At 60.3% G+C, this 14,694-nt stretch carries 15 protein-coding genes; all 15 read right to left on the bottom strand.

Annotated features, from left to right (window positions below):
* Positions 1 to 2: 2 nt before the first annotated feature.
* The 15 genes from fliR to EEQ99_RS24960 all read right to left on the bottom strand — a co-directional run bounded on the left by fliR (position 3) and on the right by EEQ99_RS24960 (position 14,690).
* The gene (fliR, locus tag EEQ99_RS25030; protein WP_047613616.1) at positions 3 to 755 is read right to left on the bottom strand and encodes a flagellar biosynthetic protein FliR; all 753 of its coding nucleotides are present in this window, start codon (positions 753 to 755) and stop codon (positions 3 to 5) included.
* Complete coding sequence (gene flhA, locus EEQ99_RS25025) at positions 752 to 2,839, bottom strand: flagellar biosynthesis protein FlhA (protein ID WP_047613614.1); 2,088 nt, start codon at positions 2,837 to 2,839, stop codon at positions 752 to 754. The genes fliR and flhA overlap by 4 nt, the downstream gene beginning before the upstream one ends.
* Positions 2,840 to 2,928: 89 nt before the next feature.
* Positions 2,929 to 3,195 (bottom strand): flagellar biosynthesis protein FliQ, encoded by a 267-nt coding sequence (gene fliQ / locus EEQ99_RS25020; protein WP_009992823.1) that lies wholly within the window; start codon positions 3,193 to 3,195, stop codon positions 2,929 to 2,931.
* 91 nt (positions 3,196 to 3,286) lie between these two features.
* Positions 3,287 to 3,718 (bottom strand): flagellar hook assembly protein FlgD, encoded by a 432-nt coding sequence (gene flgD, locus EEQ99_RS25015; RefSeq protein WP_029868217.1) that lies wholly within the window; start codon positions 3,716 to 3,718, stop codon positions 3,287 to 3,289.
* Positions 3,709 to 4,158: a flagellar biosynthesis repressor FlbT gene (flbT, locus tag EEQ99_RS25010; protein WP_029868218.1), complete on the bottom strand. Its 450-nt coding sequence runs from the start codon at positions 4,156 to 4,158 to the stop codon at positions 3,709 to 3,711. The genes flgD and flbT overlap by 10 nt, the downstream gene beginning before the upstream one ends.
* Positions 4,155 to 4,502: a flagellar biosynthesis regulator FlaF gene (gene flaF / locus EEQ99_RS25005; RefSeq protein ID WP_029868219.1), complete on the bottom strand. Its 348-nt coding sequence runs from the start codon at positions 4,500 to 4,502 to the stop codon at positions 4,155 to 4,157. Before flaF ends, flbT begins: the two co-directional genes overlap by 4 nt.
* A gap of 31 nt (positions 4,503 to 4,533) precedes the next feature.
* Positions 4,534 to 5,580, bottom strand: coding sequence for a flagellar hook-associated family protein (locus EEQ99_RS25000; protein WP_029868220.1), 1,047 nt, complete (start codon positions 5,578 to 5,580; stop codon positions 4,534 to 4,536).
* 3 nt (positions 5,581 to 5,583) lie between these two features.
* On the bottom strand, positions 5,584 to 7,071 hold the full coding sequence (gene flgK / locus EEQ99_RS24995; RefSeq protein WP_063476336.1) for a flagellar hook-associated protein FlgK: 1,488 nt from the start codon (positions 7,069 to 7,071) through the stop codon (positions 5,584 to 5,586).
* A 19-nt stretch (positions 7,072 to 7,090) separates the two neighbouring features.
* Positions 7,091 to 8,392, bottom strand: coding sequence for a flagellar hook protein FlgE (locus EEQ99_RS24990; protein WP_029868222.1), 1,302 nt, complete (start codon positions 8,390 to 8,392; stop codon positions 7,091 to 7,093).
* 126 nt (positions 8,393 to 8,518) lie between these two features.
* Positions 8,519 to 9,190 (bottom strand): transcriptional activator Rem, encoded by a 672-nt coding sequence (gene rem / locus EEQ99_RS24985; protein ID WP_029868223.1) that lies wholly within the window; start codon positions 9,188 to 9,190, stop codon positions 8,519 to 8,521.
* A gap of 280 nt (positions 9,191 to 9,470) precedes the next feature.
* Positions 9,471 to 10,028 (bottom strand): lytic transglycosylase domain-containing protein, encoded by a 558-nt coding sequence (locus EEQ99_RS24980; RefSeq protein ID WP_029868224.1) that lies wholly within the window; start codon positions 10,026 to 10,028, stop codon positions 9,471 to 9,473.
* Complete coding sequence (gene fliK / locus EEQ99_RS24975; RefSeq protein WP_063476335.1) at positions 9,976 to 11,415, bottom strand: flagellar hook-length control protein FliK; 1,440 nt, start codon at positions 11,413 to 11,415, stop codon at positions 9,976 to 9,978. The genes EEQ99_RS24980 and fliK overlap by 53 nt, the downstream gene beginning before the upstream one ends.
* 2 nt (positions 11,416 to 11,417) lie before the next feature.
* Positions 11,418 to 12,710 carry a chemotaxis protein MotC gene (gene motC / locus EEQ99_RS24970; protein ID WP_063476334.1) on the bottom strand — a complete coding sequence of 431 codons (1,293 nt, stop codon included), beginning with the start codon at positions 12,708 to 12,710 and terminating at the stop codon, positions 11,418 to 11,420.
* Between the two features lie 4 nt (positions 12,711 to 12,714).
* Positions 12,715 to 14,064 carry a MotB family protein gene (locus EEQ99_RS24965; protein WP_063476333.1) on the bottom strand — a complete coding sequence of 450 codons (1,350 nt, stop codon included), beginning with the start codon at positions 14,062 to 14,064 and terminating at the stop codon, positions 12,715 to 12,717.
* Complete coding sequence (locus EEQ99_RS24960; RefSeq protein ID WP_063476332.1) at positions 14,061 to 14,690, bottom strand: hypothetical protein; 630 nt, start codon at positions 14,688 to 14,690, stop codon at positions 14,061 to 14,063. Before EEQ99_RS24960 ends, EEQ99_RS24965 begins: the two co-directional genes overlap by 4 nt.
* Positions 14,691 to 14,694: the final 4 nt, after the last annotated feature.

Genomic DNA, 14,694 nt, shown 5'->3' with positions numbered 1-14,694 from the left:
CCTCATCGCCCGATATAAATCGAGCCGAAGGACTGGCCGAACTGGCTGACCATCGCCGCAATCGAGAAATAGATCAGGAAGAGGCCGCCCATCAGCAGATAAGGTGTGGAGATGAAGTAAACCGGGATCTGCGGCGCCAGCTTGTTGATGAAGCCGATCGACACGTTGAAGATCATGCCATAGATCAAAAACGGGCTCGACAGCCGCAGCATGATGTAGGTGGTCTGCTCCAGCGTGTCGGTGAAGGAGATCAGCGTCGCGCGCATCTGCATCAGGCCGCCGAATGGCATGGTCGTGTAGGAATCGATCAGCGCGCGGAAGACGATGTGATGGAAATCCATGATGAAGAGAATCATGATGCCGGCAAAGGTGACAAAGGCCGAAAGGCTGTTCTCCGACGTGTCCTCGATGATGTCGGTGGAGCCCGGCTGGGTATAGCCGACCATCATGGCCATGATCGAGGCGGCGAACTGCATGCCGAGCGTATAGATCCTCGCCAGCATGCCATACATCACACCGATCAGCGATTCGCTGAATATCAGGCCGATATAGGTTGCAGAACCGGTGTGAACGGCGGGATAGACAGTATCCCAAAGCAGCGGCATGACGGCGATAGACAGCGCGCCGGCAATGAAGACGCGCAGCTGTTCGGGCACGCGCGCCGAGGAGAAACCCGGAAGAGCCAGCACACAGCCACCGATCCGGCAGAAAACCAGAAACAGCGCCAGAACGGTCCCTTGCGGGTCTGTTATCATGAAATAGAGCCCAAAATCTTTATCTCGATGCCCTTGGCCAGTTCGACATGCGACAGGACAGGCAACGTGGCGAACAGCCGTTCGATGATCATGCGCACATAGGAGCGTGTTTCCGGCGATGTGACAAGGGCGAATGGCAGGCCGCGATCCATGAACTCACGGATAACTTTGGTGGCCTGCTCGCTGAACTCTTCAAGGCTGCGCGGATCGATGTCGAATTCGATCACCTCGCCCTTGGCGTCGCGCTTCAGCGCCTGGTGGAAGGCCAGATCCCATTTGCTGCCCAGCCTGAGCACGCGCAGCACGCCATTGTCGGCAAGATCGCCGCAAAGCTGCTGGGCCATGCGGATGCGGACGTGCTCGACGATCTGCTCGGTCTTCCTGACATGCGGGGCAAGCTCGGCCACCGCTTCGAGAATGAGGTGCAGGTTGCGGATCGAGACGCGTTCGGCAAGCAGGAGCTTGAGCACCGCCTGCAGGCCCGAATAGGACATGTGCGACGAGCAGATCTCGTCGGCGAGCTTCTTGTATTCGGGGTCGAGCCGATCGATCAGCACCTTGACGTCCTTGTAGGACAGAAGCTGCGGCAGGTTGTTGCGAATGACCTCGCTCATATGGGTGAGCACGACCGAGACGTTGTCGATCGGCTGGAAGCCCTCGCGTTTCAGATCGTCGGCGAAGTTTTCGAGGATCGAGACGGCCGGCATGCCGAAAGCGGGTTCGCGGATTTCGTCGCCGGGAATGCTCGGCCGGCGGCCGGCGCCGGTGACGACGAGGACTTCGCCGACGCGCAAGAGATTGGAGGCGACCGTCGTGCCGTGGATGCGGATCTGGTAAGACTTCTCGGCGATGGCGATATCGTCCGTGACCTTGATCTCGGGCACGACGAAACCGTATTGCGTGGCGAACTTCTTGCGCATCTTGCCGACGCGGAAGGCGAGCTCCTGGTGGGCGCCGAGCAGGCGCGTCGAGACCATCTTGCCGAGTGCGAGCTCGATCTCGGAGGTGCGCAGCACCGACTTGACCGAATCCTTTTCCAGCTCCTTGCTCTGGACGACCTTCTTTTCCTCCTGCTCGCGGCGAAGCTTGTTTTCCGCCTCGACCTGCCGCGGGATGAACCAGGCGCCGAAGGCAAGAAGACTGCCGAGGATCACGAAGGGGACAAACGGCAGGCCGGGCATCAAGGCCAGGACGAACATCAGCACGGCCGAGACCGAGAGTGCGCGGGGATAGCCGCTCAGCTGGTTGACAACAGCCTGGTCGGTGGAGCCGGTGGTGCCGCCGCGCGAGACGAGAAGGCCGGCGGCGAGCGAGACGATGAGCGCCGGCATCTGCGAGACGAGGCCGTCGCCGACGGAGAGCTTGACGAAGACGTCGGCCGCTTCGCCGATCGGCATGCCGTGGCGGAAATAGCCGATGATGATGCCGCCGAAGACGTTGATGGCGGTGATGATGAGGCCGGCGACGGCATCGCCGCGCACGAACTTCGAGGCACCGTCCATCGCACCGAAGAAGGAACTTTCCTCCTCGAGTTCCCGGCGCCGACGCTGGGCTTCCTTTTCGTCGATGATGCCGGCCGAAAGATCGGCGTCGATCGACATCTGCTTGCCGGGGATCGCGTCCAGGGTGAAACGCGCGCCGACTTCGGCGATACGCGTGGCACCCTTGGTGATGACGATGAAGTTGATGGTGATGAGGATGAGGAAGACGATCAGACCGATGACGAAGTCGCCAGACATGACCAGGCTTGCGAAACCGGCGATGACGCCGCCGGCCGCGTCGTGGCCTTCATTACCGTGGGACAGGATGACGCGCGTCGTCGCGATGTTCAGCGCCAACCGGGTCATCGTCGCGATCAGCAAAATGGTCGGGAAGGACGAGAAATCGAGCGGCTTCTGAATCCACAGCGCGACCATCAGGATCAGAACCGAGAAGGCGATCGAGAAGGCCAGGCCCATATCGATCAGGAATGGCGGGATCGGCAGGAAGAGAATGCAGATGATGCCGACGATGCCGAGGGCAAAACCGACATCGCGCAGGCTCGGGGCGACTTTTGGAATGGGGAGTGCAGGTGGTTGCGCCATGACGATTCCGTCTCTTCATGAGAGGAGGCGGATATGAGTCCGCCCAATTCGAATCGAGACTTAAATGGCGAAGCTTGCGCGAAGGTGGCTCAGAAACCAGACTGGATGCGCGAGAAGACCAGATTGGTGAAAATCGAGATCTGCGAGCCGACGAAAGGCGCGGTGACGCCGACCGTGATCAGCACCGCGACGATCTTCGGCACGAAGGTCAGCGTCGCTTCCTGCACCTGGGTCAGCGCCTGGATCAGGGCGATCACGAGACCCACCACCATCGCGGCGATGACCGCGGGACCGGCGGCAATCAGCACGGTCCAGATCGCGGCCTGGAACAGATCTAATGCATCAGCTTCATTCATCCGAAGGCAACCTCATATCGCCTTGAAGCGGCCCCGCCTTGGCCGGACCGCGCTTGGTTGGCGTCAAACAGGCGCGTTGGCGCCGTTCGCATCAGGAGCTGCTGCTCGGCGCCTCGTCGGCAACAGTGATTCCCGTCTGCACGAGTATCTTATCGCCATCTTTGGTCGTCGCAATGATACCATCGGAATAAACCTTGACGGAATCGATGATGCCTTTGACGGTGCCGTCGGCGCTTTCCATGTATTTGCCGACGTAGCTGCTGGCCTGGGTGAGGCTCGAGCTTGCCAGAAGCGTGTCCAACTTGGTGTTGGTCTGGATCGTCTGCTCGACCTGCGAGAAGGTTGCCAGCTGCGCCACCTGCTCGCTGGCATCCATCGGATCGGTCGGATCCTGGTTCTTCATCTGCGCGATGAGCAGCTGCAGGAAGTTGTCGTAGTTCAGTGTCGCCGACTTCGAGCTCGAACTCGTCGAGGAGGTCGTCGAGGTTGTTGAGGTCGCGCTTGTTGTTGCATCTACCGCCATGGTGCAATCTCCCTGCGAATCTGCTCGACCATCGTTGGCGGCATTTCGTGATTGTTGAGGATGCTGTCTTCGATCGCGTAGAGGCCGCGGATCGCCTTCAATGCATCGAAGGCGCGGCCGGTCGACACGAGCGCGTCGATGCGCTTCAGTTCGGCGAGGATTTCCTCGTTCTTGAAGCAGGTGAGCAGCATGGTGATCGACTTGCGGAACATCGCCGTCGAGTGGTCCTTGCCCTCGGGATTGATGAGGATCATCTGCGCGATGAAATAGAGCTGACGCAGGGGCGTGGTGGCGCCTTCCGGCTGCAGGACGTGGTTTTCGAGAAGGAACGTCACATCATTCAGGAATTCCAGCGCGACCTTGCGGTCGACGCGCAGGACGGCGCCGTTGATGAAGATTCTTTCTCCGGCTTTCAGAGAAATGCGAAGTGTACTTTTCATTTAAGTCCATCCCTGATGATGGTGGTAACGTCGATGATGCCCTGGTAGTTATTAGACTGACGTTTTCTGATCCTGTCGCATTCCTTCAATATCCAGATCGCAATCGAGATGAGGTTGGCCCTGAGCTCGATCTCCAGCTGGTTGTCGGGATGTTTCAGATCTTCGATGAAGCTGATCCACACCCGGCGCGTATAAAACAGGGCTTCAATGGCTTCCCGGCCGTATTTTTCCTTTTCGCGCGCCTGCGAAAGCAGATCTATGGACCGGTCAAGAACCTGCCATTCCCGCTCTTTCGCGTCGGCCACCGAGTCCTGCATGACTTCGGCATATGAGAACTGATACATTCATGCATCCTTCTTTGCGCGCCTTTGATCATCAAAGGTAGTTTACGAGACTCAACTGCTGGATCTTCGAGACGATCGTGTAAGCGGTTTCAAGCTGCGTTTCCAAAGTCTTGACGAGCGTCGAGGCCTCGTAGGGATCGACACCCTGCAGATCGACGAGCTTGTTCTTGATGATGTTCGACTGGGCGTCGAGGGCGTCGTTGGATTTCTTGACGCGCTCCTGGGAAAGACCGAGCTGGCTTGCCTGGGTCACGAGGCCGCTGGTCGCCTTCGTCGTATAGCTGATCGCCTGCTTGGACACCGTGCTCATTGCATCGCTGCTGAGGCCCTGGTCGAGAAGCGCCGAGGTCATCACCGAGGCGAGCGCGAAGTAGCGCATGCCTTCGGAATTGGCGTTGGTCGAGGATTCGATCACTTCCGAGTTGCTGATACGGCTCGTCATGTTCTGGCTCGACGCTTGCGACCAGCCGGTCGTCGCATCGGTCCAGTTCGCTTCGCTGAACATCGGCTCGACCGTCGACGTTATGAAGGTCTCCATTTCAGCGCCGGTCAAATCGCTGACCGCCTTGCCGAGGCCGGTCGCATAAGTGTTCAGTTCCGTGACGATGGCGGCGCTCGTCGTTGCGGTCATATCGGTCAGCGGCTGCACATCGGTATTGATGCCGGAGAACAGATATTCGCCGTTCACCATGGTGTTGGCGGTGTCCATCATCGTGGAGAGCGCACTGGTCGCCGACTGGATGGCGACGGTGATGCTGCCGGGATCGTGGCTGCCCTGGAGTGCCGTCAGCTTCGAAACCAGGCCGTCGCCGACGTCCTTCATCTTGGAAAGGCCGAGCTGCGAGGATTCCATGCGCGCGGCGACAAGCGAATTGCTTGATTTGATCGAGGCTATCCTGTCGGTCTCGCGGGTGAAGTCCACGCTCCTGGCGGCGTTGCCGCCGAGAGAGACACCGATATCCGCATAGACACCCGTCGTCGCTTCCATCGTTGCCTTGGTCATCTGGTTCTGCCCCTGACGGATCGTCAGGCGCATCGCGTTCTGAATGGCTGAACTTGAAATAAATGAGCTCTTCATGGCTTAACTCGCAATATCCAGCAATGACTTCAACATTTCGTCAACGGCGTTCAGGATCTTCGTCGCCGCCTTGTAGGACTGCTCTATGTCGAGGAGCAGCGTCAGCTCCTCGTCGAGGTTGACGCCCGTCTCGTTGGAATAGGCTTCGTCGGAGCGTGAAAGCGCCGCCGAGGTATTTTCCGCCGCCGTCGTGGCGTTGCTGCGATACTGCTCGAGCCAGCCGAGGGAATTCGTGGCGTATTCCATGATGCTGACGTTCGAATCGATGCCCGTCGTGGCGTCGAAGCCGACAGTCGTTCCCGTTGCCGGGTCGAAATCCATATCGGAGCCCAACGCCGTATAGAGGCGATCAAGTTCGTCTGTATAGCCGCTTTCGCCTGTAGTGTTCACCACGACGCCGGTGGCGTTGATGCCGCCATCGCGCAGGCGCATCGGGTCTCCGCCCTGCGAGGTGATCACACGGCTGCTGACGGTGATGGTCGACGCCATGCCGGCGACGGCGGTGCCGCCAGTATCGACCGTGCCGCCGCTCCAGGTAAAAAGGCCGGGCACGTAGGCCGGGGTGCCTGACGAGTTATCTTCCTTGAAGATCGAGACCAGACCGCGGGCGATTTCGTCGAGCTGCTTCTGGAAGTTGGGGGCGATATCGTCACGGACCTGCAGGAGCGACTGAAGGCTTCCCATCCCCGTCGTGGTCGATCCGCTGCCGAGCGGCAGCGCAACACCGTCGATATAGACGGAATTGCCGACGGTGGAGGCGGTATAGATATCCTGAGACTTGAAGGTCACGGTGCGCGGAACCGTCTCGAAGAGGATCGTCCCGTCGGGCGTGCTCAGCACCATGTCGTTGTTGTCGCGCGTCGTCGCGCTGACGCCGACGATCTTCGAAATCTGCTTGAGCGCCTTCTCGCGCTCATCGAGGGCGCCGGAGGCATCCGCACCCGAGGCCGTGGCGGTCTTTACCGCATTATTGGCCTCTTCGAACTGGCTCAGCAGCGTATTCAGCGTTTCAACGTCGGTGGCGATCTGCTTATCGGCGCTGGCGCGGACATCCTGAACGGATTGCGAGGCGTTGTTCAGCGAGTTGGCCACATCCTGGGCGGCGGTGATGGCGCCCTGGGCGGCGACCGTGCTGCCCGGCGTCGTGCGGAAGGCCTGAAGCTTTTGCTGGAAAACACCGAGATAGGTGGATGGCGACGTTTCGTAGTCGTTGCCACCCATGATCGACTTGAGGTCCTCGAGACCTCCGAGCAAGGCCTGCTGGGCGCTGTCCTGAGAGGATGTCTTCAGATACTGGCGCAGCAAGGCATCTTCCTGCGCCCGGTCTATCTTGACGACCTGGGCGCCGTTCAAGGACGTGGTAAGCATCGCCTGCCGGCGCACGTAATCTTTGTTGCCCGCATTCGAGATATTGTTCGATACGACACTGCTCTGCGTGCCGGTATTGTTGAATATGCTCTGCGCGGTATTAAGTGCTGACGTGAGCGACATGGCTTAGCCGTTACCCTGATTATCTCTTGAGGTTGACGAGGACGTCCATGATGTCGGACCCCGTCTGGAACACCTTGGAATTGGCGGTATAGCTGCGTTGCGCTTCGATCATTTCGGTCAGCTCGCCGGCGAGGTCGACGTTCGAACCTTCGAGAGCGCCTGACTTGATCGTGCCGAGGCCGTTGGTCTGCGGGAAGCCGGTGACGGTGACGCCCGACTGGCCGTTGGCGCTGTAGACGTTGCCGCTCATCAGCGTCAGCTTGTCCGGGCTTGCGACGTTGGCCAGCGGGATGCGATAGAGCGGCTTGGTGCTGCCGTCTTCATACTTGGCGTAAACAATGCCGTCGCCGTCGATGGTGACGTCCTTGACTGGGCTGGCGGCCTGGCCGTTCGGCGTGCCGGTGCCGGAAAAGGCGGCGCCGAGCTGAGTGAGGCCGGAGAAATCCATGTCGATGTCCTGGCCGGTCACCGGATCACTAATGGTGACGGCGCCACCCGTAACCAAGGCGCCGTCGGCGTCGAACTCGAGTGTTCCCAGGCCGACGGTGCCGCCTGTCGTGGTATACGGGAAGGAGGTCGTGCCACCCGTCGCCGCATCGGCATTGCGGAAAATCGCAACTTCCCAAGTGCTGGCGGTCGCGGGAGGTGTCGTCGGCGTTGCCGATTGCGCGGTCTTGGTGAAGTAGAAGTCGTACATCACCTTGTTGCCAAGACGGTCATAGGCGACCATCGAGACCTTTTTGGTGTCGGTCGTTGTGGTGCCGCTAGTACCGTTATCGCTCGGGAGATTAGCCGTAACAACAGTGGAGTTGGAATTGAGGTTGCCTGTGAAGACACCTGAGGTCGAGGCGATGGCGGTCAGGCCATTCTGGGTGACGTTGACGGGAACGAGGCCGTCGAAACCGTTGACGACGACGGCAGGGGCGCCGGAGTCATACGAATAGCCCATCAGCTGGAAGCCGGCTGAATTGACGAGGTTGCCTTCGTCGTCCTTGGTGAAATCGCCGGCGCGGGTCAGGACCGGCGTGCCGTCCGCACCCTGGACGATGAAGAAGCCGTCGCCCGAGATCGCAAGGTCGGTGCTGGAGGTGGTGTAGGAAATATCGCCCTGGTCGGAGACGGCCTGGCGCACGGAGGTCTGAACGCCGCCGGAATTGTAATTGCCGTTCGAGGAGGGCAGAACCAGCGACGAGAAGCTTGTCGACACAGCCTTGTAGCCGGTGGTGTTAACGTTGGCGATGTTGTCGGAGACGGTGCTGAGGCGGTTCGCCTGCGCGTTCATCCCCGATACTGCCGTCTTCATGCTGCCGAAAATGCTCATCTGAAAACCTCGTTTTACCTGTTAAACTCGAGAGTATTTGTCGGGCCTTGCGTGAAGCTGTCTGTCATGCGCGCGGCGAGGCCGAATATCGAGGTTCAGCCGGGCGCCGCCACCCGGCCGGCAAAATCAGGCCCAATCGATGCAGTAGCCAAGGAAACGCTTGGAATCGACCGGATCGACGCCGAGCTTCTTGCGCAGCTTCTTGCGCAGCTTCGAGATGTGACTTTCGACGACGTTCTCCTCGACCTCTTCATCGAAGATGCCGTAGATGGCGTTGAAGATCTGGGTCTTGGTGACCCGGCGACCGCGATTGGCGATCAAATATTCGAGGATACGGCGCTCGCGCCGGGGAAGCGCAAAGACCTCGCCGTTGATCTCGGGGTCGCGGCCATCCGAGAAGACGCGGATCCCACCGATCTCGGTGTAGTTGGCGATCGCCTTCAGCCGGCGCCGGATCGCAGCCGCTCTTGCGAGGATTTCGCGGGGATGCACCGGTTTGCGCACCACGTCGTCGACGCCGCAATCGAAAAGCGCAAGGGTGTTTTCGAGCGAGGGCTGGTCGCTGACCGCAATCACCGGCGCCATCGACCGATCCCGGATCGCCCGGGGCAGTTCGTGGTTGCGCTGGCCCTGCCCGATCAGGAAAGCCTCGACTGCCGCTATATCGGAATCGGCAGCGGTCTGTACCCACTCGCCGAACTCCGTTGGATCAAAGCCGGTGGAGGGAATGCCCTCACGGCCGAACAGAGATGTGTATCCATCTTTCACGAGCTCACGCTCATCAACCACTACGATCATTCGTCCGCCTCCGAATCAGTGTGGCACTTCGATGATCTATGGGTACGAATCGCACGAATCGGCGACAACTCGTTAAAGTTAATGGCAGAAATTAATAATTGATTAAGATCTTGGGTCCGATTTGATCTATATCTAGTGGGTATGATTGAATATGCACACCAAAATTTCGTGGAAAAGTTAACGCCCGGTTAATTATGGCTTGCACATGGGTTTCGTGCCGGATTCCCGCCATATTGTGACACAGTTTCGTCACAATATGCCTCTTCCATTTTTGGTTGCATTAATTTCGGCAAAAGTTACTCGCATTGGGAGTCCACTTGCCGTAGCCCGTGGCAACCAGATTGGCGATGACGCGACAGACATATTGCTTCTGCGCCGGATCGTTGTTGGGTCCGGCATGGTATCTGGCTACCGCCATCGTCCATGTCTCGTGCCGATCATGAAGGTTGCGGAGGAATTTTGCCGCGTACTCTACGTTGCGGTGTGGGTCGAACATATCCTCGGCGGAGCCGAAATTTTCACCGTGATAATAGTGGTTGATCTGCATGCAGCCGATGTCGATGAGCTTCGCGCCGCTGCTGCGGGCGACGTCGAATTGCCGCATCGCATCCTGTTCCGAGGGCGGAAAGATCGCCTTGCCTTCGACGTTCATGGCATAGGGATAGAGCGAGCCCTTGCGGCCGGTCTCCGTCAGACCGACTGAATAGAGGATGCCTTCGGGGATACCATATTTGGCAGCGGCCGACTGGATCTCGCGTTCGCAGGCGCCGGTGGAGGCTGATGCCTCAGAGGTAAACGCCGCCAGTGCCGCTGCTGCCGCCAGTACGAGCGTCTTCAATATCAGTCTCGCCTGCGCCATTGAAGCCTCCATCCGTCCGTGCCGTCTGATTGTGACGCTCGCGCGCCTCGCCACCCTGCCCCTGCTGGGGGAGCGACTGCTGCTGGGAGGCCTGGCTGCCCGCCTGGTTGCCGGTATCGGCACGCTCGACCGGCGCCATGCTGATGGTGACGTTGTCGACGGCGTAGCCCTGGCTGCGCAGAGCTTCGAGAATCTTGCCGTGATCTTCCTTCATCTGACGATAGGCCGCCCCCGTTTCGACCTTGAGGTCGACGTTCAGGGCGTCGCCGGACAGGCGCATGGTCGCCGTCACCAGGCCGAGATCGAGCGGGTTCATCTGGATCTTCAGCGTATTGACCACCTTGCCGGTGCTCGTCCATTCCGCCGCGTTGGAGAGCGCCGAGCTCGGTTCCATGGCGCGCGCCCATTCGGAATCGCCGGAGAGAGCAGCGGTCACGGCGGCGGAATTCGAATTCTGCATCAGGCCGATATAGCGGCGCGATTCAAGCACCGAAACATTTTCGACATCGGCCTTCTTCGCGCCATCCTTCGCCCCGGCCTGATCAGTGCCGATGTGGACATCCATCGATACGCCGCGGCCATCGGCACGACTGATCCTGAATGTCCTGCCATCTGCTGCTTCGGCACTCTCCGTTCCGGGAAGCTTGACGTCATCGGCCTTGCCGCTCTCGACGTTGCTGCTGACGGCCGCCAGAGCATCGGATGCATGGCCGCCCGCCTTGGCGTCAACCCCATCGAGTTTCTTGTCGGTCGATCCTGCCTCACCCGCCTTGGCGGACGGATGGTGGGCGGCTGTTGCCGCCGGCAAGGCGACGGCGCCGTCGGCAGGTTCCTGCTTCAGCAGGCCGAGGACGTCGGAAATGCCGCCGTCATCCTCGTCGCTGTCCTGGTCCGTATCGGTTTCCAATGCGTCGGCCTTGGCGTGCTTGCCACTCTTGGCCGTCTGCACCACCTCGTCTGCGGGACTGTCTTTCGGATCGAGCGTGCCGAAGGCGAGATCGGCCGGCATTTTGACCCCGGCCTTTGCGGGCTTTGCCGCAACCTTTTCAACATTGGCGATCGTTTCCGGCGGCACCTCCGCCTGCGCCTTCAAAGCAGCGTCACTGAGATCGACCAACGGCTTTGCGCTGCTGCGGCCGCGGATCGTCCGCGCCACTTTCTCCGCGGCGCCATCGGCAGCCGTCCCTTGATCCGGTTGCGCATCGTCGGCGTCGTCATTGACGGCATTGCTGCCTGCCTTGGCAAGCACGTCAAAGAAGCCGTTCTTCTGGCCGGCGGCATCATCTTTTCCGGCCGGCCGCGCGGATTTCGCAACCGCAGCCGACTCCGCACCGGAGGCTCCGCCCGAGACGCTGATATCCATCATAATTAATTGCCTTCCTGCGCCAGAAGACCGTCGATCTCGTCGAGCTTGGATCGATTGGTCGTCACAAATGCGTTGAATGAGGGGTCGGTATCCTGGCTCTGGCCAGTCGATGCCACACCTCCCGGAACAGGCTCGGGAAGCGCGCCTGGCGCTTCCGGTTGCGTCGCTATCGCCGCCGCAGCCTTTTCAGAAGTGATTTCTTGATGATCAGTGTTAGGGGTGGATGCTTGCCTCAAGCTTGCCGGATCGGGAGCGCGCAGGATCTGGTCGGCGACCGATCGCGCCGCCTCCTGCAGCGCCTGATCCCGCGGCGAAAGCGTGTTGCCGTCGATGCCGCGGACATTCTTTGCCGCCCGGTCGACATCCTCTGTGGGAAGGCCGGCCATGCCGCCATAGAAATTCGCAAGTGGCCCGAAGGCATTGTCGGTGTCGGCGCCAAGCGACTGCACCCGTTCGACCGCCATATGCGTCAGCTCCGGCTTACCTGATATCGCCGCAGCACGGGCGATGCGCAGATAGACCTCGCGCTGGCGCGGCGCATCCATGAAAGACAGGATGTCGACGACATCCTGCGGCTTCACGTCGTGATCGTGACTGACGACGAGCGTGACGAAAAGATCGGCGAACTGGCTGGCATAGGGCGAATGCAGAAAACGTCTGACATAACGCTGCGAATAGGCCATTCCCTTATCGAGCATCCCCTTGTCGACGCAGATGGCGACCGAGCGGCGCAACGCCGCCTCCTCGACGATCGTCCCGGGTGCTGCAAGACGCGCCTGGTCGTAGAGATCCAGCGCGTCTGCCGGTTTCGTCGCGATCAGCACGTTGCCGCCGATCAGCGCAAGATAGGGGCCGATCTTCTTGTCGCGATATTCCCGGGCCGTCTCCTCCAGCGTCTTGGCGACGAGCAGCCCTTTGCCGCTCAGATATTTGCGCAGCACATCGGTGACGCGATTGTCGAAATAGCCGTTGACGTCGTGGGCGATCAGATATTCGAGCGTCTGGGGATTGCCGCCGCTCATCGCATAGATCAGCGCTGCATCGACATTGCGGTCGTCATCGAAGACCGAAGTATCGACGGTGCGCAGCCGCTCGTCGATCGTCCCCAGCATGAAGCGCTGCATCTCGCCGGCCGAATGATCGCCGGTGACGACGGAGTCCTGCACGAACTGCAACGACCGCAGCATCTTGTACGGCGCAAGATCGTCCGGATCCTGCGCCTTGCCTGCGGCCGGCGAAAGCATCGCCAGGCCGAGGGCCACACATCCGATATAGCGATGCTGCCGACGCGCCATCCGACTATCCCTTATCCGCCTGCACCAGGATCTCGATCCGGCGGTTGGTCGCGTTGAACGGGTCGGTCGGCAGCTTCAGCCGACGGTCGGCGAAGCCGGAGACCTGGGAGATACGTTTCTCGTCGAGCCCACCGCGCACGAGCATGTAGTAGGCGCTCTGGGCGCGGTCCATCGAAAGCCGCCAGTTCTCGTTCTGGGTGCCCTTATACTGGCGCCCGTCCGTGTGGCCGCGGATGGCGACCGCGCCACCCCTCTCCTTCAGGATCGCGCCGATCTTTTCCATGGCGAGCACCATCTCCTGGCGCGGAACAGCAGAACCGATATTGAACATCGAATCGTCGCTCTGGTCGGAGATGCTGACCAGCAATCCGCCTTCGGACGCCGTCACGGTCAGGCCTTCGGCGAGCTTGCCGGCAACGCCGCCGATCTGCTGGGCGATCTGCTCCTGCAGCTGCTCTGCTTCCTTCTGTTGCTGCTGCTCGGCCTCATCAGCGCCCTTATCCGCATCCTTCTGATGTTCGGCGTCTTTCTGAGCTTCCGCCTTCTTGTCGTTGGCAGACTTGCCGGCCGGCGCCTTGCCGTCCTTGGCTTCGACCGCGCCCTTCGTTTCCTTGGTTTCCTTGGTTTCCTTCGTTTCCTTGGTTTCCGGGGCAGCCTTCTGATCGGTGGTCAGCGGTATCGGCTTGGTGTCTTCGAGCTTGGCGACCTCGGTCGTCCCGCTCTCGACCGCCTGCTGGTCGCTCTTGCCGGGAGGCGCCGACTTGCCGGCCGTCGTGACCTCGACCTGCTTCGTCCAGAAATCCGGATCGAAGGGATCACGATAGGCCTCGCCGCCATCGGCGCCGGTGGCGGGACCGGAATCGGCGGCGCCGCCGTCGCCCTTGGCGCTGACATTGGCCTGCTGGCCGACTTCCTGGGCGATCTCGGCGAGAACCGAATAGGGATTTTCGAAGAAATCGGCCTCGGAATAATTGGTTTGGTCGCCTGATGTCGATGTCTGGTCGTCACCATCCGCCGCGGCCTTGCCGTCGTTCGGATCTTCTTCCTTCTGCTTCGACTTCTCCTGCTTCTCCTCGCCTTCGGCGTTATCGACAGGCTTCTTCAGACCCTTTTCGGTCGGCTTTTCGTCGGAGAGCTTGATCGGATTGAAATAGGTCGCGACCGAGGCCTTGGTCTCCTCGTTGGCGGCATTGACCAGCCACATGACCAGGAAGAACGCCATCATCGCCGTCATGAAGTCGGCATAGGCAATTTTCCACGCACCGCCATGGGCGCCATCGTGATCGCCGCCGCCATGTCTCTTGACGATGATGATCTCGTTTTTGCCGTGGTGGTGGTTTTCGCCTTCGCTCATTCGAGAACTTTCTTCAAGCTGGCCGCCCAGGCGGACATACGGGTGACGATGACGGAATCACCGATTTCGACGGCAAGATCGATATCGTCGGTCTCAAAATGGCGAACCGCCTCGGCATGTTCGCCGAGCTCGGCCTTCAATATGTCGAAAAGCCGGGTCGGTCCCTTGACGACGATCGTTCCAGCGGCGCCTTCAAGGATCGCGTCGCGCAGCAGGGTGGCGAGGTTTTCGGCAGCTTCGGCGGCAAGCGCTTCCGTCATCACTGGCGCGATGGCGGCGGCGGCGCCGGCGCTGACCAGCTGAGCGAGTTCTTCGGCAATATCGCGGATGCGGGATGCAATGACTGCCGCCGCCTCGACTTCGTAGCGAAGCTTCAGCTCCTCGAGTTGACGCGCATGGACCTCAGCCAGCGTCCGCGCCTCCAGCGCGTGTTTCTCGGTCAGTTCCGCGGTGGCCGCGGCATGACCTTCCGCATAGGCTTCACGGCGCTCCGCCTCGACGTCGATCACCGGTTCGCTCGGTGTTTCGGGGAACATGTCGCCGCCGAAATCATCCATGTCGAGGACCGGCGGTGACGGTTCCGGTTCGCCGAAATCCTTCAAATACCGGGAAAGCGAAATGCTCATAAAA

Source organism: Rhizobium anhuiense (assembly GCF_003985145.1).
Lineage (GTDB): Bacteria > Pseudomonadota > Alphaproteobacteria > Rhizobiales > Rhizobiaceae > Rhizobium > Rhizobium anhuiense.
Note: the sequence above shows the minus strand (reverse complement) of the source record. Positions and strands in the feature narration are given on the sequence as shown.